The sequence below is a fragment of the Dokdonia sp. MED134 genome, assembly GCF_000152925.2.
GTDB lineage: Bacteria > Bacteroidota > Bacteroidia > Flavobacteriales > Flavobacteriaceae > Dokdonia.
The window spans coordinates 1,264,938-1,288,143 of record NZ_CP009301.1 but is presented as its reverse complement, the minus strand read 5'-3'; the positions used below and the strand labels follow the sequence as shown (position 1 = coordinate 1,288,143).

The window sequence follows — 23,206 nt, the reverse complement described above, 5'->3', positions numbered from 1 at the left end:
TGTGTATTGGCTGAAGCGAATTACAAATGTGTATGGCTTTAAGTATTAGCATTATTAGATAATCTGTGTAATACCCAATCTACTGGAATACGCACTATATTCAACTTGAATTTCCGATAACAATTCTTTATTAAACACTTTTATCTTTTCAAATCTTTCTTCAAATATGTCAGGAGGTAATGAAAAGGCATATCTAAAATCAAATATTATTGCACAATCAGTTTCTGAATCAGATAATGAAAGGTGGTCGTAAAGTTTTAATGACAGAGGTCTTGTGTTATTACCTCTAAACTTATTTTTATTATCTCTAATCGGATTTATAATCAGAGTACCACTTAGTAGTTTTAAATTTCTTCCAAACTTATTCTGAGCAATATCACAAGGTCTGGAGACAATAACTGAGATATCATATAATTTAGGCTTTTTTTCTTCCGCCTCAATTTGACGTTTCAAGTATTTTATAACTATTTCATCATTTTGCAAGCTATAATTTTTTCTTAATGATAAGTTCTTAAAGTAACTTATTAATCCAGAGGTAATAAAATTGGACTCTATTGTATTTTCAATTAATTTAAAATGAAACCAAGAGTTTAATTTAGAATCTATATCTGTAATAGGAAACCTAGGTATATTATAAAGAAAGTCCTTGTTTGTTTGAGAAATAGATTGATTTGGTCTAGTAATTTTGGAATTTGATGTTAGTATATCATCTAAGGCATCAAAAAGGACTTCCCTTTTTCGTGTTTCTTTATCTGCTCCCAATAGATATGTTCCACCGTGTCCAATAATGATTTTTTGCAATTTTTTTCTTAACGCGTCAGCATCTATGTTTTTTGATAAATGGCCTATAACGATGTTAGATGAATTGAGTATACTCTTTTTCCAAATTGTAAGTTCCTCTATTTCTGGTATAGCTTCTAACTCAGCATTGATTTTTTCTTTGAGCTCATTCCATTTAAAAGAATTATCCTCATTTTTATATTCCTCATTTTTTGTTTCTGTGAAAGTTGTAAAAGGCTTTTTTCCAATTTCTTCTAAGCCAGTTATAATCTCTTCACTATGATGTGTGTCTTTTGACCAAATAACTAAAATATAGAAAGAATTTTTTGGAATAATACTATCAATCCACCCTAAACATAAGTCAATTTCAAATTCGTTCTTATAATATAAATCAAGGTATACTAGATTAACATTTGTAAATTGAGTCTCTGGTTTAGAATCACCATCAACAAGGTCAGCATTATAAAATTTTACAGCAGCGCCTTCATTTCTATATAATTGAATTATTCCATTAACTTGTTCTACTTTATCGTCAACAAAGACAATATTGGGTTCAAATGATAACATATTTTACTGATTTTTGTTGAACGTTAATTTAATAGCTGCACCTCGGTATTTATTTGGAATTTGAATATCATCCAATTCTGAATTTTTAAGTATCTCGAACTTTCCATATTTCATCATAATTGTATCAATAAGATATAGACCAATACCGATACCGTCATCTTTTCGAGAAAAGAATGGTCTTACTAAATCTGTAATTTCATCTTTAAAACCAGGACCATTATCTACAATAATAATAACTGGAAAACTCTTTTCTAAATAAGTTTTGATGAATATCCCTTTATCTTGTTTGTAAATAGTGTCTAACCAATAAATACTGTTATCAATTATATTCATAATCATTGTGATAAAGTATCTTTTGTCACATTTGATTACATCTACATTATTTTCAAAATCTGTAATAGCTTCTATTTTTCTAGTTTTCAGTTTATAGCTATAATTGGAAATTGATTTTTCAATTGATTCTTGAATTTTAATAGGTTTGTTTCCACCTTTGCGTAATACAGATAAAATTCCTTGAACATAATCGTCCAATTCATTTACTTTTTCATTTCCCAAAGCAGGTAAAAATGGAACTGTATTTACAACTTCTTTGATTCTTGGTACTAATTTCTCAATTTCGTGAAGAGCTACCGAAGCTGTCATACCAACACCTGCAGGAATCAACAATGTGTCTTTTTTTTCTTCGAAATCTTTCTGTAGATTTTGAGCTTCATTTTTTAATTTTTGTTTTTTTTCCTCATCTGAAAAATCAGTTGAATCGATAAGCTCGTTAAATAAAGATGTTTGTTCTTCAAATTTTCTAGTCTTAGGTGCTGGTTTTATGGAATCGAGCCATTTATTTCTATCTAGATTTCTTTCGATTCTAAAATCATTGACTACTTCCAAAACACATTTATAGAAGATTTTATAAGCTGCATTATCAATAAAACCTTCTCGGTTAGTTTTTTCTATTAAACTTGTTGAGTTCTCCGAGTCTAAATAAACAAAACCAATATTTTGATTATTAGAAAACCATTTTTTACTCTGAACTCTTTTTATATCTAACTCTAACCAATCATTACCTGGTTCACCATAATTAAAAACCCTCATATCATCTTTAAACACTTTAATTCCTGAATGTTGGTTCAGGATGTTTTTTAAAGTTTTAGAATCATAGGTGTAATTTCTAAGAGTAGCTGAATCTAAATCATATGAGTAAATTTCCATCAAAATGTTTCCGAATGGATTTTTGTGTTCTTGAAATTCTGCAATAAATTTTACTATATCTTCCTCGAGATAGTTTTCTTCCTCTAGTTCTTTTCTAAAAACAGGTGTTAATAACCCACGTATATTATCTGTTTTATCTTTTATTTCTCTCCTGCCAAATTCGTTGTTCAGTTCTAAAGAGAATGAATAATCTACTGTTAAGTTGTAATCTTCATCTAATAATGCAGTATACTTATAAGGTGCTATATTCAAAATCTGATTAGCGTCAGGAAATCCGTCTAACCATTGGTTACCAAAGTTTAAATTAATTTTAAATTTATTAGTGTCATTTTTAGGGGAAAGCATAGAAACTACATTTCTTTTTAGGCTTCTTGCCATTCTCCTCGTCCAAGGCTCTTTTAATGATGTAACTTCAATCAATGTGCCTGAATCTTCTTTAAAATGAAATTTGGATTTATCTCTATTTGTGTCCCAGCTAATAGGTATATCTTCTAAATATTTTGATTGTGAAAACGTTTTCCAGTCTATTGTTAAAGTAATTTCATAGTCCAAAACATACTTTCTCCATTCTTCTTTTTCATCAAGACACGTTATAATATTAGCAGGTCTTGTTATAAGTTTAATTTTATTACCTAATTTATGTACAGCAAAACGACCAACACCTTTTTCCCCCATTGGTACTCTATTATATATAGGACTTCGATTAATAATGCGATTCCCATTGAAGTCAATTGGTTTGCGGTGGTCGGTTCCTGGTTCAAGCCATACATTTTCAATTACTTCACTTGTTAGACCAGTTCCATTGTCTTCAATTTTTACGGTTGCATTTTGTATATTCTGTATGTCTAAAAAATTGACGTCTACATAACTAGAATCTGCATCATAACTATTTTTAGCCAACTCATAAATTGCCATAATTGGACTTTTAATAAGTTCTTCACCTAGTAATTTTAAAATGTGTGCTTTTGGTTTAAAGTGTTTTATATTCTCCATTCTAAAATTGTTCTTTTATTTTTTTTGCAATTTCTTTAGCCATCAAAGGTGGAACTGCATTGCCTATTTGTCTAAAAGCAGCACTTCTGCCACCTTCAAAAAAGAAGTCGTCTGGAAATGATTGAATTCGTGCAGCTTCTCTTACAGATAATGATCTTATTTGTTTCTTGTCTGGATAAATATAATGATGACCATCTTTTGCTATGTGAGCAACCATTGTATGAGAAAGACCGTTGATGTCAACAACTTTATATCTGTCAACAAATGATTTTTCATTTTTATGGGTTTTGAGTTCAGTTGGTAAATCAGGATATTTTAATCGCTCTGATTTCTTTAACCATTTGTTTATGGCAATTTTGTAGATGTTTAGATCTCTTTCATTATGAGGTCTAGCTATATGCTGTGTAACAAAATCTACTCCATTTCTTAATTCAAATCTTTCTAGATATGTTGTTATAGGTTTAGCATATTTTGTCACATTTTTTTGGTCACCTGGTTTTAATTTTTTTAAATCTGATAGAATTTGACGAATAGTAAATTTCTCATCGAGTTCCTCAAATTCTGGGTATTTAAAACCTGAACCTTTTTGCCACCCTATTAAAATAATCCTTCTTCTTTTTTGTAACACACCGAAATGCTCTGATTTTTGAATTGTATAATCCAATTCATAACCAATACGTTTAAAATATGCTTGCATATTTTTGAAATAACTTCCCTTTTCGGCGGTTATTAATCCCATTACATTCTCAAAGACAAATACTTTTGGTTCGTATTTTTTGAGAAATTTTGCATATTCTTTATAAAGAAAATTTCGAGGGTCATTTTTCATACCATCTTTATCTCTTGACCTTCCAACAAGGGAATAGGCTTGACAAGGTGGGCCACCAATAATTAAATCAATTTGTTTTCCTTTTGCAAGTGTGTCTATTTTGTCAAAAATGATTTTATTGTTTTTACCTCCGATTGGAATATTTATGACAGAATTAGAAAGTTCTGAATTAGAAAAAGTCTTTATAAACTCTTCTCTGGTGATTTTTTCAGAAATATAATCGTAATATTTTTCTGTTTTATTCTCAGAATTTAATTTATGATATATCAGTCTAGTTTCTAAAGTGTCACAGGCTTTTTTGTCTATTTCTACGTGAGCAATAGGTTTAAAACCTGCTTTGATAAATCCTTCAGATAAGCCGCCTGCACCTGAAAATAAATCTATGAAATTTAGTTTTTCCATAATTAATTATTCAGTCTTAAATGTCCATAAACTTTTTCAAGAATTTCAGTTGGGTTCGCATCAATTGCCTTAGAGATTAGATATAATTCTTCTGCTTTGAGATTTGTATCTTCTTTCGTACTTAGATTACTAAGGCGAGATTTTCTTATACCCGTTTTTCGTGCAACTTCAGCCTTATTTATTGACTTGTCAGTAAGAAATTTACCAAGAAGGGTCATATTTTTTAAATTAAATTTATTTCTCAAAAATATACAAAAGTTCCGTTTTTAGAAATATTTGTATCTATTTAAAGAACTATTTAATAAAATTTAATTTTATGATTTTAATCACTTTAACCAATTTCACTATCTAAATTTCCTAAGCCCAGTAAAACTGTATGCTAGTTGGTTATTTTAGTTTAATAAGTCATAACTATTTTTTGTTAGACAAAGAATATTTTATTACATACTATAACTGTAAGCATAAAATTGTTTGTCTCTTGTAAAGCCTATTCTTTCATATAGTTTTTGAGCGCTATAATTATCTTTTGCTGTTCCTAGATCGACTCTTATAGCACCCACGCTTTTTGCTAGTTCAAATGTTTTACGTATCAGTTGTTCAGCAATTCCGTTTTTACGGTATTCTGGTTGTACATATAAATCATTTAGGGTTATTGTTTTTCCCAGCGATACAGAACTAAACGCGTAATAATTTAAAACAAATCCTAAAGGTGTATTATTAACATCAATAGCTAGATAAACTGTTGCCTCTTTGTTTTCAATTCTTTCTTTTAAATAAGCCTTGTATATAGGCTCATTTGAGGGCTTTTTGTAAAAAATCATATACTTATTGAAAAGATGAGTTACACTATCCAATTGGTCAATATTCGCTTCAATTATTCTTATTGTCATATGTTTTGACGCTCTCTTTTAATGTTTAACTACCATTGCCTAAACGCAAGCTTATAAACAGCTACGCTACAGTGCTCTAAAATACAGTACTGCTATCATACTTCTTTACGGTTTTCCTTATTCTATGCACATTTTTATAAACATTTTCCTACAAAAGGTGTTGTAGGGTATGAGTGGTGACTTTCGCGAAAGCGTCATTATAAGTTGTTGTTTCATAATATTGTGCGCTCTTCTTGGGTCTACCGTTTTGCTAATAAAACGTTAAAAAGGTTTTCTTAACTTCGTCGTGTCAATGGTGACAAGAATAAAAGAAGTTTGACTTTTGGAAAATTCTCGAGATACCTTAAACCTGCTGGGGTTTAAACTATTAATAGTTCTGTACTGTATAATAAGTATCATCCCTCGTTTTGAAGCGATAGACCCTATAGGATCTCAGTGGTTCTACTTTGGGGTTATAAACCTTTTAGGTCTTATATTTTTTTATAACAACCGTACGCTAGGGGTGCTGCGCACTTCTTCTCGTGTTGCGTTTTGGTTTTTTGGCATCTACCTGGTCTTCTTTGTTGCCTGCTTGGCATCCATTTTTGGGAGTTTAAATATCTCTGAGGGAGTAAAAGATATTGCCCGCGTGGGAATCACGCTGGTAGGGGTGTTTAATCTTTATCTCATTTTTAAAGTTGCGCCGCATCGTTTATTTGCGTTTTTAGTCAAAACATTACACGTCACTGTGTTTGTTGTTGGGATTCAGATTATATTTCATTTTATTGATAACTGGAGTGTCCCACGTACGGGTACCTTAGTAAAGGAAACCGAGTTGCTCTTTGGGAGTCAAAATGTGACCGCTGCTTTTCTTTCTATTACCATACCCTTTATTATTTCTGGAGTGTTAAAACACGCAGGACGCTGGAGAGTGATGTCACTGCTTACGCTCTTTGTAAGTTTCACAGCACTATTTTATGTGGGAGCACGTACAGCAGTATTAAGTGCGACGGTTATATTTTCTTTACTAATCATTTATTTTATCATTGATGGAGTGCGCTCTGGTGCTCTGGTACAAAGACTTAAATACCCGCTCCTACCTATTATAGGTATACTTATAGCCGGCTTCTTACTAGTAACTAATTCTAATAGACTGGATAGAAGCAAAGCCAATAGTTATAAAAATATACTTTATACAAAATCTAGTGTTCAAAATGCTACTCTTGCACCAGCTCCAGTACAAGCAGGATTAAGTAAAATAGCTGGTATACGTTCCCTATATTATAAAATGGCTATGGACGATTTTAAGAGGAGTCCCTTAGTAGGTATTGGGTTAGGAAACTGGAAGCTAGGTAATAAAGATGCGTATTATAGCCAGTCTAATAGAGATCGATTTTTGTATCCCTTACGAGTGCATAATGACTTTTTACAGATACTGGCAGAGGCGGGCATCTTAGGTTTTATACCTTATGTCTTGTTATTTATGATGTTATCTGGCGGTATATTATTGCTCTTCTTTAAAAATCAAGATTCCGAAAAAAGATGGACCTTTCTTGTGCTTGCCTTAGCCCTTATTGCTTACGGGCTTGATGCTTCTATAAATTTCCCATTAGAGCGCACGCCTATCCAAGGTTTATTTGCCATACTAGCGGCGCTTATCATCTCACTTATGGAAACCGAAGGTGTGAAGGTGAAGAGCCAAAGCGAGAAGCCAAAACTCGCCTTACCACTCGTACCGGTACTGATAGGTTTAGGAATTGTAGGGCTGGTAGCGGCTGTGATCTCATATGCCAAGTATGACTCGTATGTAAACCAAAATTATATTGTAGCAGATACGGGATCTCAAAACTTAATGACGGCAGACTATGTCTACTCATACGGGCAAGCTAGGGGGAGAATAGATGGCTTTTTTGAAATAAGTGGTGCAGGTAGACCTAATGAGCACGTGATGGCTATGTATGCAATGAGCGAGGGTAATAATAAACTGGCGTTGCAACACCTAGATAAATCGATTGCTATTGCTCCTAATCAGTATGAGTCTAAAATGCTCAAGGCGATTATATTTGGCCAGCGTCAAAAAAATCTTGATAGCGCTATCTATTATGCAAAGCAGGGATTTGAAAAATACCCAGCCATAAAGAATAACTACGTCATCTTGCTTAATGCCTACCGTGATAAGGGAGATACCGTAAATTATTTTAAAACATACGACGCTCGATTAGAACGTTTTCCAAATGACGTACAGCAATGGAAAGCAAAAGCTTCTCGCGTGTTTGAATTCTATAAGGATACAGACCGTGCCGCTGCAATAGTAGATCAAGCTATAAAGCTCAACCCTAGCGATAGCAGCCTAGTTTTGTTTAGAGAAAAATTCACCAGCCGTAAGAATGAGGGATCTATACGTGCTTGGTATAAAAAAGGATTTGACTTTATTAATGAGAAAAAATATCCAGAGGCCAAAAAAGAGTTCTTAAAAATACTGGCAGTGACTCCGTCTAATAATCCCACACTACTTAACCTAGGTATTATAGAGGTTAAGATGAAACAGTATGAAGATGCCGTAGCGCATCTCACAAAAGTGATAGATGCAAAAGCTTTTAGAGACGGAAGACCAGAATATAATAGGGCAGTGGCTTATGAACGCCTAGGTAACAGTGAGCGAGCAAAACGCGACTATAGAGTGAGTAAGAAAAAGGGATATAAACTCGCTCAAAACCTCCCCAAAAGTAAACTGGAGTAAGAGTACTTAAATTTTTAAAAGAGCGCTTTCGCGAAAGCGTACTCATAATAAAAAAAGGCTGCCCAGTAAAGGGTGGCCTTTTTTATCTCAAGACACGCTATCTATCTGGTGTATAAAAGCTTTAAAAAAATACTTCAAGCCAAAAGCTAGCTATAGCGGGTATCTATTTACGTTTTAAAGTATCTCTTTACGATAAACATTTGGGTCGTGCTTCTCCATATAAAACTCGGGATTTGGCACTGCTGTAAAACCAAATTTTTTATAAAGCCACTCGGCGGTATTAGTTAATAAAATCCAGCGTCTTAACCCTTGTAGGTTAGGGTGTTGCATAATCTCACTTAGCAACCATTTGCTTAATCCCTTCCCTCTATAGGTATCTAGTACATACACATCACCTAGATAGGCAATGGTAGAGAAGTCTGTGATTACTCTTGCAAACCCTATCTGTTTGTCATTGTGGTACACTCCAAAATTTAGAGAGTTTTCTATAGATGTTTGTAGGGTCTGAATGGGGATTCCCTGCGCCCAGTCTGTCTCATTTGCCAGAAACTGGTGTATGCTTGCAATATCTAGTTTATGCTTATCTGTAGAGATGGTGTAGGCGCCTCGGTGTGTTTCTATAACGTTCACGGTGGTTTGTGATAAATTATTGTTTACTCTTATGGGGCTCTCAGTGACAAAATTAGAAAATTATAGATTAAAATAGAACCTAAAAGCCTGTGATAAGGTTTGTTGAGGTAGGTTTTATTTTTAAGCTCAGTTCTTTATTGTAACTATTTTTATGCGATACAGTTAGATACTATTCTTTACGAGCAGGTAGTAAGTGGGTTACCGCATAACCATTTACTTTCAATCCAACCTTTATGTTTGTTATATTCAACTTTTACCCAATTACCACACATCTCTATGAAGTGAAGACCAGCTGCTTGGTCTTCAAAAATTACAAGAGTCTCGCCATCTCCTGGCTTATCTAGTAATTTTAAATGTTCTCCTTGATAATTACGAGTGTCAACAGATATCACAGAGCCGTGTATCCAGCCTTCTCCGCCTGGAATGTTGATGTCATTTTCTGAACCTGTTATGGGGTTTTTAATTTTAAACCATCCATCTTGAGACGTTGTGAGCCTTAACATATACTCGAAGTTTACATCATCCTTTATAAGTGTTTTTATGATCTCCCCGTTAGGACTTTTACGAATATTGGTGCCAGACTTGTCTGCGTCATTTAAGTATGCCTCTATTTCGCTCGGGTAACAACTTTGCGGGTATATATGACTTGCTAGTAGCGCACTATCGCCTTTACTTTTTGACGCTAGGTCTGTCGCTGCTTTTTGTGTGCAAGAACAAAAGACTACTATGAGAAAACTGTAAATTATTACATTTTTCATATTAAATATTGAGTAGATGAGCAATGAAAATACAAGAACTAAGTATTAAAAATATAGCATTGAGAGCTATTGCCTTAGTGCTAGATTTTTTAATGATACTCATAATTAATAACCCCAAAAAAAGAACTAAAAAACCTAAAGAAATTTTTGGTGAGTAGTTATAATAAAAATCATAACACCCATTAGTAAATAAGCAACATAGCATTGCCGCTAGATAGATAGTAAAAGAGATTTTTATGAAGGCAATGACCTTGTTATTTATCATAAATTGAAACTGTTAGTTGGGTAATTAGTTTTGAGGTTTTCTCTGTGATTTTCTTTTAAACTCAGTTCTTTGATAGTCACCGTGTTTTTGACTTTTCAAATGGTCTTTTATCCGAAGTGTTCATTTTATATTGTTCTAAAGCCTCTTCCAGAGTAAGATCTGTTGGCATATTTTCAACGAATGTCATAACTGATGTAAATATGAACGGTATGTTGCTTCTTGAATTAAAATCAGATTTTGTTGCAATGTCATCTAATTGATCAGCATTCCATTTTTTTCTTATTCTATTGGCACTCTCATATTTTTCTTTATTCAAATTTGGAAGCCATATTTTGTTATTTAGAGAATCTGGCAACAAATGATGTCTATATTGCCAAGTCGAGTAAACCTCAAAATTCCCTTTATCTTTATCATTTTGGAAATGTAGGTAAGAGATTGCCTGTTCAGGATCAAATCGCCCCTCATTTACTGCCTTGCAAAGAATTGGTTCAAGATCAATTATATTTTTATTGCTGCTTCTTTTTTGAGATGTATGAACTAAAACCACATCGTGATTTTGCCCTCTTAAAGATTTTCTAAAACCGAGCTCCATCTGAGAAGGAAAGCCAACAGAATCTGCTATTGAAAGTATCCTGTTCATATTAATCACTCGATTAGCTTGAATAGTGTCATTATGAGTATCATACATAGGTCTGAATAATTGATCTCTTTCATAAATTGACTTGAATTCGTTTCTCAATCTTGAATCAAATTCAATCGTTCTTTGCTCTATAAAAGAATTCCAAAGGTTTTCATCTATATAGGTGCTGACAAAAATTGACTTTAGCAATTCTAAATCATCAGAATTATTTATTAGTAGTTGAAGATTTAAATTTCTTTCATCAAAATTATTAGCGAGTTGATTTGAAAGTGCGGCATTATAAACATCTGCACCAAAAGGTTTTTTGATTTCTCTAAATGCTAGTGAGTAATTCTTGGATGCTCTATCGAAATCACCATTACAAATTGCAATTTCAGCTTTATTAGTTAGCGTGTAATATGCAGTAATTGCTTCATTATTGTAGTTGCATTTTGTTAATTCTGTGATGGCAGAATTATCAGACTTACTATTGGTCTCATTACGGTTTTTACAACTTATTTGAATTGTCAGAATAATTATAATGAATGTTATTCTCATTCTTTAAGTTTTATGGTTACCAACAGTTTGTGTATGAAACGTAGCGTGCAAATTAGAAAATAATTTTCGGTTTAAGCCCAAGCTATGAGCTATATACGTTGTTGTGCAACGTTATTTTCCGAATCCTTTGAATGCTTTTTTTAAATCGTTTTCAACTTCTTTCTTTATTTCGGACGACATTTTATTTGTCAGCTTTGTTCGAAATTCTTCGCAGCAACAAGATATATCTATTGAATCTCTTTTTGGTGTTGCTTTCGGTTTTTCATTATGTTTTGAACATCTTTCTCTTTCAAGATTTCGAGCAATTTTTTTTAAATCCATTTTCTTAAATTTTATTCTTGTTAAACATTTGCATTTACAATATCTCGAAACTGTTCTTTAGTCACAATTAAAAAATTTGTTGTGTCATAAGCGTTTTTTTCTACTCTTTTGAGAAATCCCATATAATTTAGCATTCTGATAAATGTTCGCAGTACGCTGTCATTATACGCAATTCCAATTCCAACTCGTCCTAAAGAAGCAGCATTAATCATACTTCCCATAATATGCTTTTTCGTACTACTATTCTCTATTTCGATTGACATTAAACATCTTGCATTTTGATTTTTACGTATTAAAAAATCAAATTCAGGAATATTTATTTCGTTTAGCCATTCTTCTCCGATATTCTCAATATGAGTATCGTATATACTCCTCAAGAAATTATTTATGACTGGTCTCGTTATAATCTCATTGTATTCAGCTGTCCGATTTCGACCAGGCGCCACACTAAAAGGTCCAACTGCAATGTCAACTCTTGGTGAATATTGGTAATTGATACCTCGAAAAGATCGCCACTCACTAACAACTTCCAAATCGCCAAATTTTTCAATCATTACAGGTGTTAATATGTTTTGGTATTCAGTCGCTGTCATTAATTTTAGTTAATCAGTTTGTTGTGATGCTCAATGTTTGTCATAATGTTGCACAACGGTCTCGGCTATGAGTAGTTGCGTGGTTAAGCACTTAACTTTGCAAGTACGCACCAAACTGAAAATCCGCGAGGATTTTCAGAAGTAGGCGAGAACAAGCAATTACTTATAGCCATTGTTGTAGCACGTTTTTATTCAGCACCTTTTGTCATTCTTGATGCTACGTCTAATAATTCTTTTATATCTTCTATTTTATAATTTTTTGAACTTGATTTTTTTTCAATGTCTTTTTCCGCTGGCGAGAAAATCACTGTGGCTGCATCTGTTGTAATTTTATCTCCAACAGACTTTTCTGTTAAAAGTTCAGGGTATGAAGGAAGAGTTTCTGCGATTGCAGATTTATGAGCATAAATTTCTTCCAATTTCCGTTCTTTTGAATATTGTTTTATTGCAAAAAACACCACAAAGTAAATTGGAAATAGAATTAACAGCCTTAATACCCAAATAATTCCAATTGTATTAGATTCAATTATATTTTCTGTTTTTTCTGATGGATTTATCATATCAGCGATTAGTTCAGATACATTGGCTGTGTAATACATTGCAACAATTATGCTTACGAGCACCAAAATCAACCAACCAATTTTTTGCTTAAAGATTTCGCTTTTTCTCTTGCTAAATGCTGTACTCAATCTGTCAGCAACCGCTGGCGACATTAACGTTCGTACTTGCTTTGCAAGTTTGTCAATTTCAGATTTTCTTTCGTTAATATTTTCAAGTTGTTCTTGAATCAAACGATTATTTTCAGGAATATCTGGTGACAATCTTAAAAGAGCAAATAGTCCACTATTTCTAATATTAGAATTAACAGAATTGATTTGATTTAAAGGATTGTGATGTTGATTCCGTAATTGATTTGGTGCAAGCCCTTTTACTGTTTGAAACTGACTATTAAAATTATTTAAATTACTATTTATGGATTTTAGGTAATTAAATGGTAAGGTCTCGAGTAAATTTTTGTCAATAGCATCATTTAGTAGTTCGAAAGTTTCTTCTACCAATTTTTGTATTTCATCAGTTGTTAGTGCGTTCCAGTTTTGCACGTTAGCATCATCAGACCATAATATAGAGAGGTCATCCGCAATGTTTCTTTCAACATTTGATTTTATTCCGCTTAAGTATGTTTCGGTACTCATATATTATGGTTTCTGGATTTCTTAAATGTGCTACAACTAGCGTATAACAGCAAGTTTACTATTTATGGCCTGTAAGCCCAGTAAAACTGTATGCCAGCTAGTTATTTTAGTTTAATAGGTCGTATGTCGTTTTTAGTTGTATAAACGCAACTTTGTAAACAGCTACGCTACAGTGCTCTAAAATACAGTACTGCCATCATACTTCTTTACGGTTTTCCTTATTCTGTGTACATTTTTATAAACATTTTCTTACAAAAGGGGTTGTAGGGTGTGCGTGGCAACTTTCGCGAAAGCGCACCACAAAAAAAAATCGGCTACCCAGTAAAGGATAACCGATTCTTTAAAAATCAATTAAATCGTTATAAGGTGCTTAGTCCTTTTTACGATCGTCACGTCTGTTATCGCGACCACCACGATTATCACGACCACCGCGGTTGCGATCGTTGTTTTCTCTAGGTGGGCGTGCTACATATCCTTCTGGCTTTTCCATAAGCGCCTTACGAGATACTTTCTCTTTACGAGTGCGCTTGTCTATACCAAAGTATTTTACATCTAGCTCTTCACCCATAGAGAGTACGTCACTAGCGTTTTCTGTACGTTCCCAAGCGATCTCAGATACGTGTAGTAATACCTCGTTACCAGGAGCGTCTAGATACTCTACTACAGCTCCAAAGTCTAGCATCTTGATTACCTTCACCTTGTATGTGTTACCCACAACTGGCTTAAAGGTAATAGAGTCTATCTTTGCAAGTACGGCGTCTATACCGGCTTGACCTGTACCTAGTATCTCTACAACACCTTCTTCTGTTACAGGGTCTTCGTTTATCACGATAGTGGTACCTGTTTCTTTCTGAAGTTCTTGTATTACTTTACCACCTGGGCCTATTAATGCACCTATGTACTCATTTGCAATACGTACACCTACCATCTTAGGAGCGTAGTCTTTTACGTCTTCACGTGGTGCTGCAATGGTATCTGTAAGTTTCTCAAGGATGTGTAAACGACCTGCACGTGCTTGTTGTAGTGCATTTACGAGTATCTCATAAGAGAGTCCTTTTACTTTAATATCCATCTGGCAAGCCGTAATACCGTCTTCCGTACCGGTTACTTTAAAGTCCATATCTCCTAGGTGATCCTCATCTCCTAGTATGTCTGAAAGTACAGCATATTTACCAGTCTCTGCATCTGAGATAAGTCCCATTGCAATACCAGATACTGGCTTAGTCATCTGTATACCTGCATCCATCATTGCCATTGTACCTGCACATACGGTTGCCATAGAAGAAGAACCGTTTGATTCTAATACTTCAGACACGACACGTACTGTATAAGGACAATCATCTGGTACCATTCCTTTAAGACCACGTTGTGCAAGGTTACCGTGACCTACCTCACGACGTGAAGTACCACGTATAGGTCTTGCCTCACCAGTACAGAAAGGAGGGAAGTTATAGTGTAAGTAAAAACGCTCTTCGCCCTCGTGGCTAGGCATATCTATCTGGTTTGCATCTCTAGAGGTACCTAGGGTTACTGTTGCAAGTGCCTGAGTTTCTCCACGTGTAAATACTGCAGACCCGTGTACAGATGGTAAGTAATCTGTCTCACACCAGATAGGGCGTATGTCTACCGTCTGGCGACCGTCTAGACGTAGTCCCTCATTAAGGGTAAGGTCACGTATTGCAGCCTTTTCTGCACTGCGGTAGTACTTAGATACTAGATCTCCAAAATCTTCTAGCTCTTCTTCTGAGAAGGTAGCTTTGATCTCTTCTTTAATTTGAGAAAAAGCCATTCCTCTTTCTTTCTTAGAAGAACCAGCCTTTGCGATCGCATATACTTTATCATATGCCATATCGTGTACCTTCTTCTTAAGATCTTCATCTTCACGCTCTGCTGGGTACTCACGTACTTCTTTGCGTCCTACAGCTTCTGCAAGTCTCATTTGAGCCTCACACTGTACTTTAATGTGTTCGTGAGCAAACTTAATTGCGTCTGCCATTTCTTCTTCAGAAATCTCGTCCATCTCACCCTCAACCATCATCACAGACTCTGCAGAGGCACCTATCATCATATCGATGTCAGACTCTTCTAGCTGTGCTCTAGTAGGGTTAATGATAAACTCACCATTTACACGGCCTACTCTTGCCTCTGAGATTGCACACTCAAAAGGGAAGTCAGATAGTTGTATTGCTGCACTTGCTGCAAGACCTGCCATTGCATCTGGCATTACGTCATCATCGTGAGACATAAGCTGGATCATCACCTGAGTTTCAGAGTGGTAATCTTTTGGGAAAAGTGGGCGTAGTACACGGTCTACTAGACGCATCGTTAATACCTCACCGTCAGACGGGCGTGCTTCTCTCTTAAAGAAACCACCTGGGTAACGTCCTGCTGCTGCAAACTTCTCGCGGTAATCTACCGTAAGTGGTAAGAAGTCTACGTCTTTACTCTCGTAGTTAGACACTACTGTACAAAGCATCATACACTTTCCAGACTGTACTACTACAGATCCGTGTGCTTGCTTTGCAAGTTTTCCTGTTTCGATAGAGATTTCTCTTCCATCACCAAGGTCAATGACCTCTTTGTAAACCTTTGGAATCATAAAATGTGTTTTTCTTTCCCGAGTATATCGGGAGATTTTCTCGCGGTATGAGGATTGCTATAATCCCGCTTTCGCGAAAAATGTTAATAGTTCAGAACACCCTTCGTGGGTATTCATAGTGTCGTTGTGTTGTGTAGTTGATGTATCTCAAACAGATACGGGATGATAAATGGGTAGTTACTTCCCAAAAATCGGACACCAATGAAAAACTAGCTGTGAAAGCTTTCTCTGCCGTTTTGTTATGATATGTAATCATACAAAAGGTCTTATGTAATATGTCTTGCCTTAAGGCGAAAATCTGAAATTTTAGTAAGTAACCGCTGTGGGTTGTGTACTAATGTGTTTTCAGAATTTGATCCGTTTTGAAATTTCGCGTAAGCGTACCTCTCAAAACATCGGTATTAAATATATAGAAAAAGGGAGCCGTGAAGCTCCCTTTTTTAAAAAATTCTTATTTACGGATACCTAGCTCCTTAATGATAGCTCTGTAACGTAAGATGTCTTTTTTCTTTAAGTAATCAAGTAAAGAACGACGCTTACCTACCAGCATTACTAGTGAACGCTCAGTGTTATAATCCTTGCGGTTTTTCTTTAAGTGCTCAGTTAAGTGTGTGATACGGTGCGTGAATAAAGCGATTTGACCCTCTGCAGATCCAGTATCGTTTTTCCCTTTTCCGTGCTTTGCAAAAATTTCTTCTTTTACTTCTTTTGATAAATACATTCCAATATTGTTTTAAATGAGATCGATGTATGTCGTGATAGTTTCTCTATCAGCGTGCAAAGATATAAATAATAATATCAAATAAAATAAATCGCACAAATATTTGTTTGTGATTAAACCTATTGATTTTAATAAAGTCTTAACATTTGAACCTTTAAAACAATGTATTATGAAACCTCAAATCAAAATTCCTTTAGTAGCACTATTAAGTATTGTTATGATTACCATCTCTTGCTCTGATGATGATGAGAATAACACAACCCAAGAAGTATCTACAGAAAACCTTACACTCGCAGCTCAAGTAGATGTCATAGATGACGCAAGTTATGACATTGTAGAAAATGTATATTTAGAAAATGTGCAAGATACACGTAGTACTGTAGTAACTAGCTTTTTTCCAGAATGTGCTACACTAGATGTAATGCCTAATGGTGATGGTAGCGGTAACATACTTGTAAGCTTTACAGAGGCTTGTACACTTAATAATGGTGCCGTTGTATCTGGACAAATTACACTTGCATATGCCGCTGTAAACGAGGGTACGCGTGAAGTAACTTATGAGTACAATGATTTTACTTATAACGGTCACGGGGTGACTGGTGGTGGTACCGTAATAAGAACCTTTGAAAATACAAACGGAAACCCACAAGCTGCACTAACCTCTAGTATCACAGTAGATATTGCAAATAGTGATGTAGATGCGTCACGTACGTTATCTAGAACTCGCGAGTGGATAGAAGGAGTAGGATCTGGAACGTGGACAGATAATGCTTTTCTTATTACAGGTAACTGGGACACCACATTTACTAATGGATTGTCTAGAAGTGGCGAAGTGACAAGCGCACTACGCAGGGAAGCTACCTGTCCTTATTTTGTAAGTGGTGAGCTATCTATCGTTACTCAAAACGATATAGAAGGAACACTAGATTATGGTGATGGCACTTGTGATAACGTAGCAGTTATTACCATAGCAGGTCAAGAGTTTACCATCCAGTTATAAATAAAAAACCTTATATAAATTGCCTTCTAGTAGTACCTAGAGGGCATTTTTTATGCGGTAAGTTCTGTAAACAGACTCTCGAGACTGGCGTTTTTCTGGTTGAGCTGTAAGATCTTGAGCTCATTATCGTGTGCAAAGTCAAACACGTTTGCACGCATATCCTCTTGCGTAGCAAAGGTAATCTCATAGGTAAAGCCTGTTGTGTTTTTTACACTGGCTACCTTATCGAGCCTGCTTAGCGCAACTTCTTCTACGCGGTAGTCAAACTCTACTATAACCACTTGCTGCTCGCCATCTCGTAGCTCGCTCATCTTTCTATCTGCTACAATCTGTCCCTTATTAATGATAATCACGCGGTCACAAATAGCTTCTACCTCTTGCATAATGTGAGTGCTCATTAATATAGTTTTATGTTGCCCTATATTTTTTATAAGGCTACGTATCTCTAGCAACTGGTTAGGGTCTAGACCGGTAGTAGGCTCATCTAGTATAAGCACTTCTGGGTCGTGCAGCAGTGCCGTAGCAAGACCAACACGCTGGCGATACCCTTTTGAGAGTTGGCTTATTTTTTTATGTGCTTCTGGTGTGAGCCCTGTGAGCTGTATCACCTCTGCTATGCGCTCTTTACTTACCTTATATATACCTGCATTAAAAGCGAGGTACTCCTTTACATACATCTCTAGATATAACGGGTTGTGCTCTGGGAGATAGCCTACAGCGCTACGTACCTGTTGTACCTCCTTACGTGTATCATATGAGTTTACTTGAGCCGTACCTTGAGTAGGAGCGAGGTAGGTGGTTAAGATTTTCATCATTGTACTTTTACCGGCACCGTTAGGACCTAGAAAACCTACTATCTCACCTTTATTAAGTGTAAACGAGATGTCGTCTAGCGCTTTTTGAGTGCCATAGGTTTTTGTAATTCCGTGTACTTGGATAGACATATGATGATTTTGTTCTTACACAAAGTTAGTAAATAAGGGGTGAGCATAAAACGTAACAGCCACGAGTTTCTTGTGTTCATTACTATATAGGAGTAGGAGCTTGACCTATTTTAAGCACTAGTTCTAGGGCTTATAGTCATTTTGATAAAGGTGTGACGCTATAGCAGTCTTATACTAAGCTTTTTAATGCTGAGATGTATGTGAGATTATGTGGATGTGATGACGCTTTCGCGAAAGCGTACTCAAAACCATTATGAATTCCGTAATAAAAAGAGGTTATAAAAATTTATTTCGCAAAAGAGATGGTTTGTCGGTTCTCATTAGATTTTTTTTCTACATTAGCAGTCTAAGAATTGAATATGCAAACGCAAGTTTATTATTGGAACAACTTTTTTTATTTCTTCTTTTTTAAGAAGAGATCAGGATTGGTATTGCAGTAATTAGACATACTCAAAACTAGAAAAGTCCTGATAAAATTTTTTATCAGGACTTTTTTATTGGAGTCAATTCAAGTAAAATAAAATTTAGAAAGGTGATTACAAATCATCTATAGAAAACAGATTATGAAAGTAGCGATACAAGGCGTACAAGGATCATTTCACCACAAGGTAGCTCAAGAGTTTTTTGGGGCAGATGTGGAGGTGCTGGAGTGTATGTCTTTCCCAAGACTGGTAGATGCGTTACTAGATGGTGAGGTAGATGATGCCGTGATGGCAATAGAAAACACCATAGCAGGAGCCATATTACCTAACTATGCCTTACTAGATGATCATAATCTTACTATAGAAGGAGAGTACTACCTAGATATACAACACAACTTAATGGCGCTCAAAGGGCAAGATCTTACTACCATAAAAGAAGTATGGTCACACCCTATGGCAATATTGCAATGCAGACAGTTTTTTAGAGACTACCCATCTATAAAACTGGTAGAAGATACAGATACGGCGGGCGTTGCAAGAGAGATAAAAGAACGCAATCTAGCGGGTATTGCAGCAATTGCAAGCACGACAGCGGCCGAAATCTATGATTTATCAATCATTAAGTCATCTATACAAACTGTAGATGAGAATGCTACTCGCTTTTTTATTCTCAATAAAAATGGAAAAGAAGCCGAAGGGGTTATAAACAAAGCATCACTGCGATTTACAACAGACCACAAGCGTGGGAGCCTGGCAACAATTCTTAATGTGCTAAGCGATTGCAAGATGAATCTCACAAAAATTCAATCTATGCCTATCATAGAGAAACCTTGGGAGTATGCCTTCTTTGTAGATGTCACTTTTGATAGTGTAGAAAGTTTTAAGAAAGCAACCACTTTAGTCTCGCTTATGGCAAAAGATTTTAAAGTGTTAGGTGCCTATAAAAATCAGAAGCAATGAGTAAGCCAGCAAATAGATTACAAGAAACTAAAGAGTACTACTTCTCAAAAAAGTTAAAAGAAGTACGTGGTCTCATAGCTGCTGGTCACCCTGTGATTAATATGGGAATAGGAAGTCCAGATATGCCAGCACCTCCAGCAGCAGTAGCAGCAATGCTCAAGGGATTGCACGATAGTGTTGCAGACCAGTACCAAAGCTATACCGGTATACCAGCACTAAGAGAGGCAATGGCTACTTTTTATAAAGATAATTATGGAGTCACTGCGCAAGCAGATACCGAGATCTTACCATTAATGGGGTCAAAAGAAGGGATTATGCATATCTCTATGGCTTTTTTAAATCCTGAAGACAAGGTGTTATTTCCTAATCCTGGGTATCCTAGTTATGCAGCTGTAACACGACTCGTAGAGGCAGAAGCACTTACCTATGACTTAACGGCAGAAAATGGATGGTTGCCAGACCTTAAAGAACTGGCAAAGCAAGACCTATCCCAAGTAAAATTAATGTGGGTAAACTACCCGCATATGCCTACAGGTACAAAGGTGCCAGATGGTTTTTTTGAAGAATTAATCGCTTTTGCAAAAGCGCAAGATATTCTTGTTATAAACGACAACCCATATAGCTTTATACTCAATGACAACCCACAGTCATTGCTTGCAGTACCGGGAGCTATGGATGTAGCGCTAGAGCTTAATAGTTTAAGTAAAACATATAATATGGCAGGCTGGCGCGTGGGGATGGTGCTAGGTAGTGCAACTCATATAGGTCACATATTACGTGTAAAATCTAATATGGATAGCGGGATGTTTTATGGTATACAAAAAGGAGCCATTGCAGCACTAGGTCTTGGAAAAGATTGGTTTGATCATATTAATGGTATCTACGCACAAAGGCGTGCTCTTGTTTTTAAACTAGTAGAAACGCTAGGGTGTAGTTATGATAGTAACCAAGTAGGACTCTTTGTATGGGCAAAGTTGCCATCAGGTATAGACGCCGAAGCATTTATAGATAAAATGCTACTAGAGAAATACATATTTATCACCCCAGGCACCATTTTTGGAACGATGGGAGCAGGCTATATACGTTTTAGCCTCTGTGTAAAGGAAGAACAAATAAAAGAAGCCATAGAGAGAGTAAAGTAATAAGGATGCTGAATATTGTTAATTGATAAGTGTAAGGTGTTGATTTTCAAATAAAAGTGTAGAAATAAAGATAAATGAAAGACATTTGTATCATAGGGGTAGGGCTTATAGGAGGCTCTTTTGCACGAGATTTGCGCGCGCAGTTGCCAGAAGCAACCGTGTGTGGTATAGATGCCAGTAAAAAACATCTTGATGAAGCACTAGCGTTAGGCTTTATAGATAAGGCGGGTGTACTGGAGGATGTTGCAAAGGCAGACCTGGTTGTGCTAGCAATACCAGTAGATGTAGCGATACACGTACTACCAGACGTTCTTAACATAATAAATGATGATACCGTAGTGATAGATATGGGCTCAACAAAACAAGCTATTTGTGAGGTTGTAACAAATCATCCTAAACGCCGAAATTTTCTAGCGTGTCATCCCATCGCGGGAACCGAGTTTTCTGGACCTAGCGCGGCAATTACTGGTCTTTATGAGGGAAAAACAAACATCGTTTGTGAGGTAGAAAAAACCGCATTTAAGCTACAAGAGCCAGTGCTTGACCTTTTTAAAAATATGGGAATGCGTATGCGTTATATGGATCCAGTTTCTCACGATAAGCACATTGCATATATGAGTCACCTGTCACACATAAGTGCATTTATGCTAGGTAAAACGGTTATAGATAAGGAGAAGAATGAACGTGATATTTTTGATATGGCGGGCAGTGGGTTTGCATCTACCGTGCGTCTAGCAAAAAGTAATCCCGTGACCTGGACCTCTATCTTTAAACAAAATAGAGATAACGTATTAGAAACACTCACCGAGTACATTGCAAATCTCAATGATTTCAAATCCCTTTTGGAAGCCGAAGATTATACAGGAGTACACAATGAGATGGAAAATACAAACCACATAAAAGAAATATTAAACGGAATAAAATAGTTTTACGCTTTCGCGAAAGCGGAATCACAAGCCCAAAGCGGCACAAATTAAATGAATATGGAAAATAAAAAAGAACTTAGAAATTGGTTAGACGCTTTTGGCCTTGATCACCCACTCGTGATAGCAGGACCTTGTAGCGCAGAGACAGAAGCACAGGTGCTTAAAATTGCACACCAGCTTAAAGACACAGATGCTACGGTACTACGTGCCGGTATCTGGAAGCCTAGAACCCGCCCAGGAAACTTTGAAGGGGTAGGTGCATTAGGTCTTAAGTGGCTTCAAAAAGCAAAAGAAGAAACAGGAATGCTTACCACTACAGAGGTGGCAAATGCAAACCACGTTGATCTTGCACTAGAGGCAGATATAGATATTTTATGGATAGGAGCACGTACAACGGTATCTCCATTTATCGTGCAAGATATTGCAGAGGCGCTTAAGGGAACGGATAAAACGGTTCTTATCAAGAACCCGGTAAACCCAGATCTTGCATTATGGCTAGGAGCTGTAGAGCGTTTTTACACACAAGACATTAAAAACCTTGGAGTGATACACAGAGGGTTCTCAACGTATGAGAAGACACGCTACAGAAACAATCCAGAGTGGCAAATCGCTGTAGATTTACAGAATAAATTTCCAGATTTACCATTAATTCTTGACCCTTCACACATTGCAGGGCGTCGTGATATTATACACGATTTATGTCAGACAGGTCTTGATCTTAACTATGATGGTCTTATGGTTGAGACACACTATGATCCAGATAACGCTTGGAGTGATGCTGCACAGCAAATTACACCAGCTACGCTCGTACAGATGATGAAGGATTTAAAAATCCGTAAAGAAGTAGGTACAGAGGTAGAGTATAATAATAAACTTAATACACTACGTACTCAGATAGACGTTATAGATCACCAGCTTATTGAAAACCTTGGGAAGCGTATGAAAATCTCTGATGGAATAGGGGAGCTCAAGGCAGAAAATAATGTCTCAATACTACAAACAAAGCGTTGGAACGAGATCCTTGGGAAGATGATTCTAGAAGGAGAGCAACACAACCTAAGTGAGGAGTTTATCTTACGTGTGTTTAAAGCAGTGCACCAAGAGTCTATAAACCACCAGAAAAAAGTGGCACAGATGCAAGGAGCTTAAACCCATAAAAGCACATAATT

General features: G+C 35.9%; 21 protein-coding genes. 7 read left to right on the top strand and 14 right to left on the bottom strand.

Features of this window, described 5'->3' with window-relative positions:
* Positions 1–54: 54 nt before the first annotated feature.
* The 5 genes from MED134_RS05700 to MED134_RS05680 form a co-directional block, all read right to left on the bottom strand.
* Positions 55–1,347: a hypothetical protein gene (locus MED134_RS05700; protein ID WP_021778322.1), complete on the bottom strand. Its 1,293-nt coding sequence runs from the start codon at positions 1,345–1,347 to the stop codon at positions 55–57.
* 3 nt (positions 1,348–1,350) lie between these two features.
* Positions 1,351–3,546: an ATP-binding protein gene (locus MED134_RS05695; RefSeq protein ID WP_021778323.1), complete on the bottom strand. Its 2,196-nt coding sequence runs from the start codon at positions 3,544–3,546 to the stop codon at positions 1,351–1,353.
* 1 nt (position 3,547) lies between these two features.
* On the bottom strand, positions 3,548–4,777 hold the full coding sequence (locus MED134_RS05690; protein WP_021778324.1) for a DNA cytosine methyltransferase: 1,230 nt from the start codon (positions 4,775–4,777) through the stop codon (positions 3,548–3,550).
* A 2-nt stretch (positions 4,778–4,779) separates the two neighbouring features.
* Positions 4,780–5,022: a helix-turn-helix domain-containing protein gene (locus MED134_RS05685; protein WP_237747154.1), complete on the bottom strand. Its 243-nt coding sequence runs from the start codon at positions 5,020–5,022 to the stop codon at positions 4,780–4,782.
* Positions 5,023–5,217: 195 nt separating this feature from the next.
* Positions 5,218–5,667, bottom strand: a complete 450-nt coding sequence (locus MED134_RS05680) for a GNAT family N-acetyltransferase (RefSeq protein ID WP_021778325.1) — start codon at positions 5,665–5,667, stop codon at positions 5,218–5,220.
* A 322-nt stretch (positions 5,668–5,989) separates the two neighbouring features.
* On the opposite strand from MED134_RS05680, the gene MED134_RS05675 reads away from it, so the two are divergent.
* Positions 5,990–8,386, top strand: coding sequence for an O-antigen ligase family protein (locus MED134_RS05675; protein WP_021778326.1), 2,397 nt, complete (start codon positions 5,990–5,992; stop codon positions 8,384–8,386).
* A 174-nt stretch (positions 8,387–8,560) separates the two neighbouring features.
* Here MED134_RS05675 and MED134_RS05670 read toward each other — a convergent pair whose 3' ends face one another.
* Both MED134_RS05670 and MED134_RS05665 read right to left on the bottom strand, forming a co-directional pair.
* Positions 8,561–9,016 (bottom strand): GNAT family N-acetyltransferase, encoded by a 456-nt coding sequence (locus tag MED134_RS05670; RefSeq protein WP_021778327.1) that lies wholly within the window; start codon positions 9,014–9,016, stop codon positions 8,561–8,563.
* Positions 9,017–9,192: 176 nt separating this feature from the next.
* A complete protein-coding gene (locus MED134_RS05665) occupies positions 9,193–9,774 on the bottom strand; it encodes an SH3 domain-containing protein (RefSeq protein ID WP_021778328.1) in 582 nt (193 codons plus the stop codon).
* A gap of 23 nt (positions 9,775–9,797) precedes the next feature.
* On the opposite strand from MED134_RS05665, the gene MED134_RS15430 reads away from it, so the two are divergent.
* Positions 9,798–9,932, top strand: a complete 135-nt coding sequence (locus MED134_RS15430; protein ID WP_021778329.1) for a hypothetical protein — start codon at positions 9,798–9,800, stop codon at positions 9,930–9,932.
* 183 nt (positions 9,933–10,115) lie between these two features.
* Here the strand turns inward: MED134_RS15430 and MED134_RS05660 are convergent, their stop codons facing one another.
* The 6 genes from MED134_RS05660 to rpsO form a co-directional block, all read right to left on the bottom strand.
* On the bottom strand, positions 10,116–11,216 hold the full coding sequence (locus MED134_RS05660) for a hypothetical protein (protein WP_021778330.1): 1,101 nt from the start codon (positions 11,214–11,216) through the stop codon (positions 10,116–10,118).
* A 111-nt stretch (positions 11,217–11,327) separates the two neighbouring features.
* Positions 11,328–11,537 (bottom strand): hypothetical protein, encoded by a 210-nt coding sequence (locus MED134_RS05655; protein WP_038597251.1) that lies wholly within the window; start codon positions 11,535–11,537, stop codon positions 11,328–11,330.
* 20 nt (positions 11,538–11,557) lie between these two features.
* Positions 11,558–12,130, bottom strand: coding sequence for a hypothetical protein (locus tag MED134_RS05650; RefSeq protein ID WP_021778331.1), 573 nt, complete (start codon positions 12,128–12,130; stop codon positions 11,558–11,560).
* A 188-nt stretch (positions 12,131–12,318) separates the two neighbouring features.
* Complete coding sequence (locus MED134_RS05645; RefSeq protein ID WP_021778332.1) at positions 12,319–13,323, bottom strand: hypothetical protein; 1,005 nt, start codon at positions 13,321–13,323, stop codon at positions 12,319–12,321.
* Between the two features lie 370 nt (positions 13,324–13,693).
* Entirely contained in the window at positions 13,694–15,922 is a 2,229-nt protein-coding gene (locus MED134_RS05640; protein WP_021778333.1) for a polyribonucleotide nucleotidyltransferase, read from the bottom strand.
* A 451-nt stretch (positions 15,923–16,373) separates the two neighbouring features.
* Positions 16,374–16,643 carry a 30S ribosomal protein S15 gene (gene rpsO, locus MED134_RS05635; protein ID WP_021778334.1) on the bottom strand — a complete coding sequence of 90 codons (270 nt, stop codon included), beginning with the start codon at positions 16,641–16,643 and terminating at the stop codon, positions 16,374–16,376.
* Positions 16,644–16,812: 169 nt separating this feature from the next.
* Between rpsO and MED134_RS05630 the strand changes: the two genes are divergently transcribed.
* A complete protein-coding gene (locus MED134_RS05630; RefSeq protein ID WP_021778335.1) occupies positions 16,813–17,643 on the top strand; it encodes a hypothetical protein in 831 nt (276 codons plus the stop codon).
* A gap of 50 nt (positions 17,644–17,693) precedes the next feature.
* Here the strand turns inward: MED134_RS05630 and gldA are convergent, their stop codons facing one another.
* Positions 17,694–18,587, bottom strand: a complete 894-nt coding sequence (gldA, locus tag MED134_RS05625; protein ID WP_021778336.1) for a gliding motility-associated ABC transporter ATP-binding subunit GldA — start codon at positions 18,585–18,587, stop codon at positions 17,694–17,696.
* Positions 18,588–19,150: 563 nt separating this feature from the next.
* On the opposite strand from gldA, the gene MED134_RS05620 reads away from it, so the two are divergent.
* The 4 genes from MED134_RS05620 to MED134_RS05605 all read left to right on the top strand — a co-directional run bounded on the left by MED134_RS05620 (position 19,151) and on the right by MED134_RS05605 (position 23,186).
* Positions 19,151–19,969 (top strand): prephenate dehydratase, encoded by an 819-nt coding sequence (locus MED134_RS05620; RefSeq protein ID WP_021778337.1) that lies wholly within the window; start codon positions 19,151–19,153, stop codon positions 19,967–19,969.
* The gene (locus MED134_RS05615; protein ID WP_021778338.1) at positions 19,966–21,111 is read left to right on the top strand and encodes a pyridoxal phosphate-dependent aminotransferase; all 1,146 of its coding nucleotides are present in this window, start codon (positions 19,966–19,968) and stop codon (positions 21,109–21,111) included. The genes MED134_RS05620 and MED134_RS05615 overlap by 4 nt, the downstream gene beginning before the upstream one ends.
* Before the next feature lie 74 nt (positions 21,112–21,185).
* The gene (locus MED134_RS05610; protein ID WP_021778339.1) at positions 21,186–22,037 is read left to right on the top strand and encodes a prephenate dehydrogenase; all 852 of its coding nucleotides are present in this window, start codon (positions 21,186–21,188) and stop codon (positions 22,035–22,037) included.
* A gap of 57 nt (positions 22,038–22,094) precedes the next feature.
* Positions 22,095–23,186 carry a bifunctional 3-deoxy-7-phosphoheptulonate synthase/chorismate mutase type II gene (locus MED134_RS05605; RefSeq protein WP_038600953.1) on the top strand — a complete coding sequence of 364 codons (1,092 nt, stop codon included), beginning with the start codon at positions 22,095–22,097 and terminating at the stop codon, positions 23,184–23,186.
* Positions 23,187–23,206: the final 20 nt, after the last annotated feature.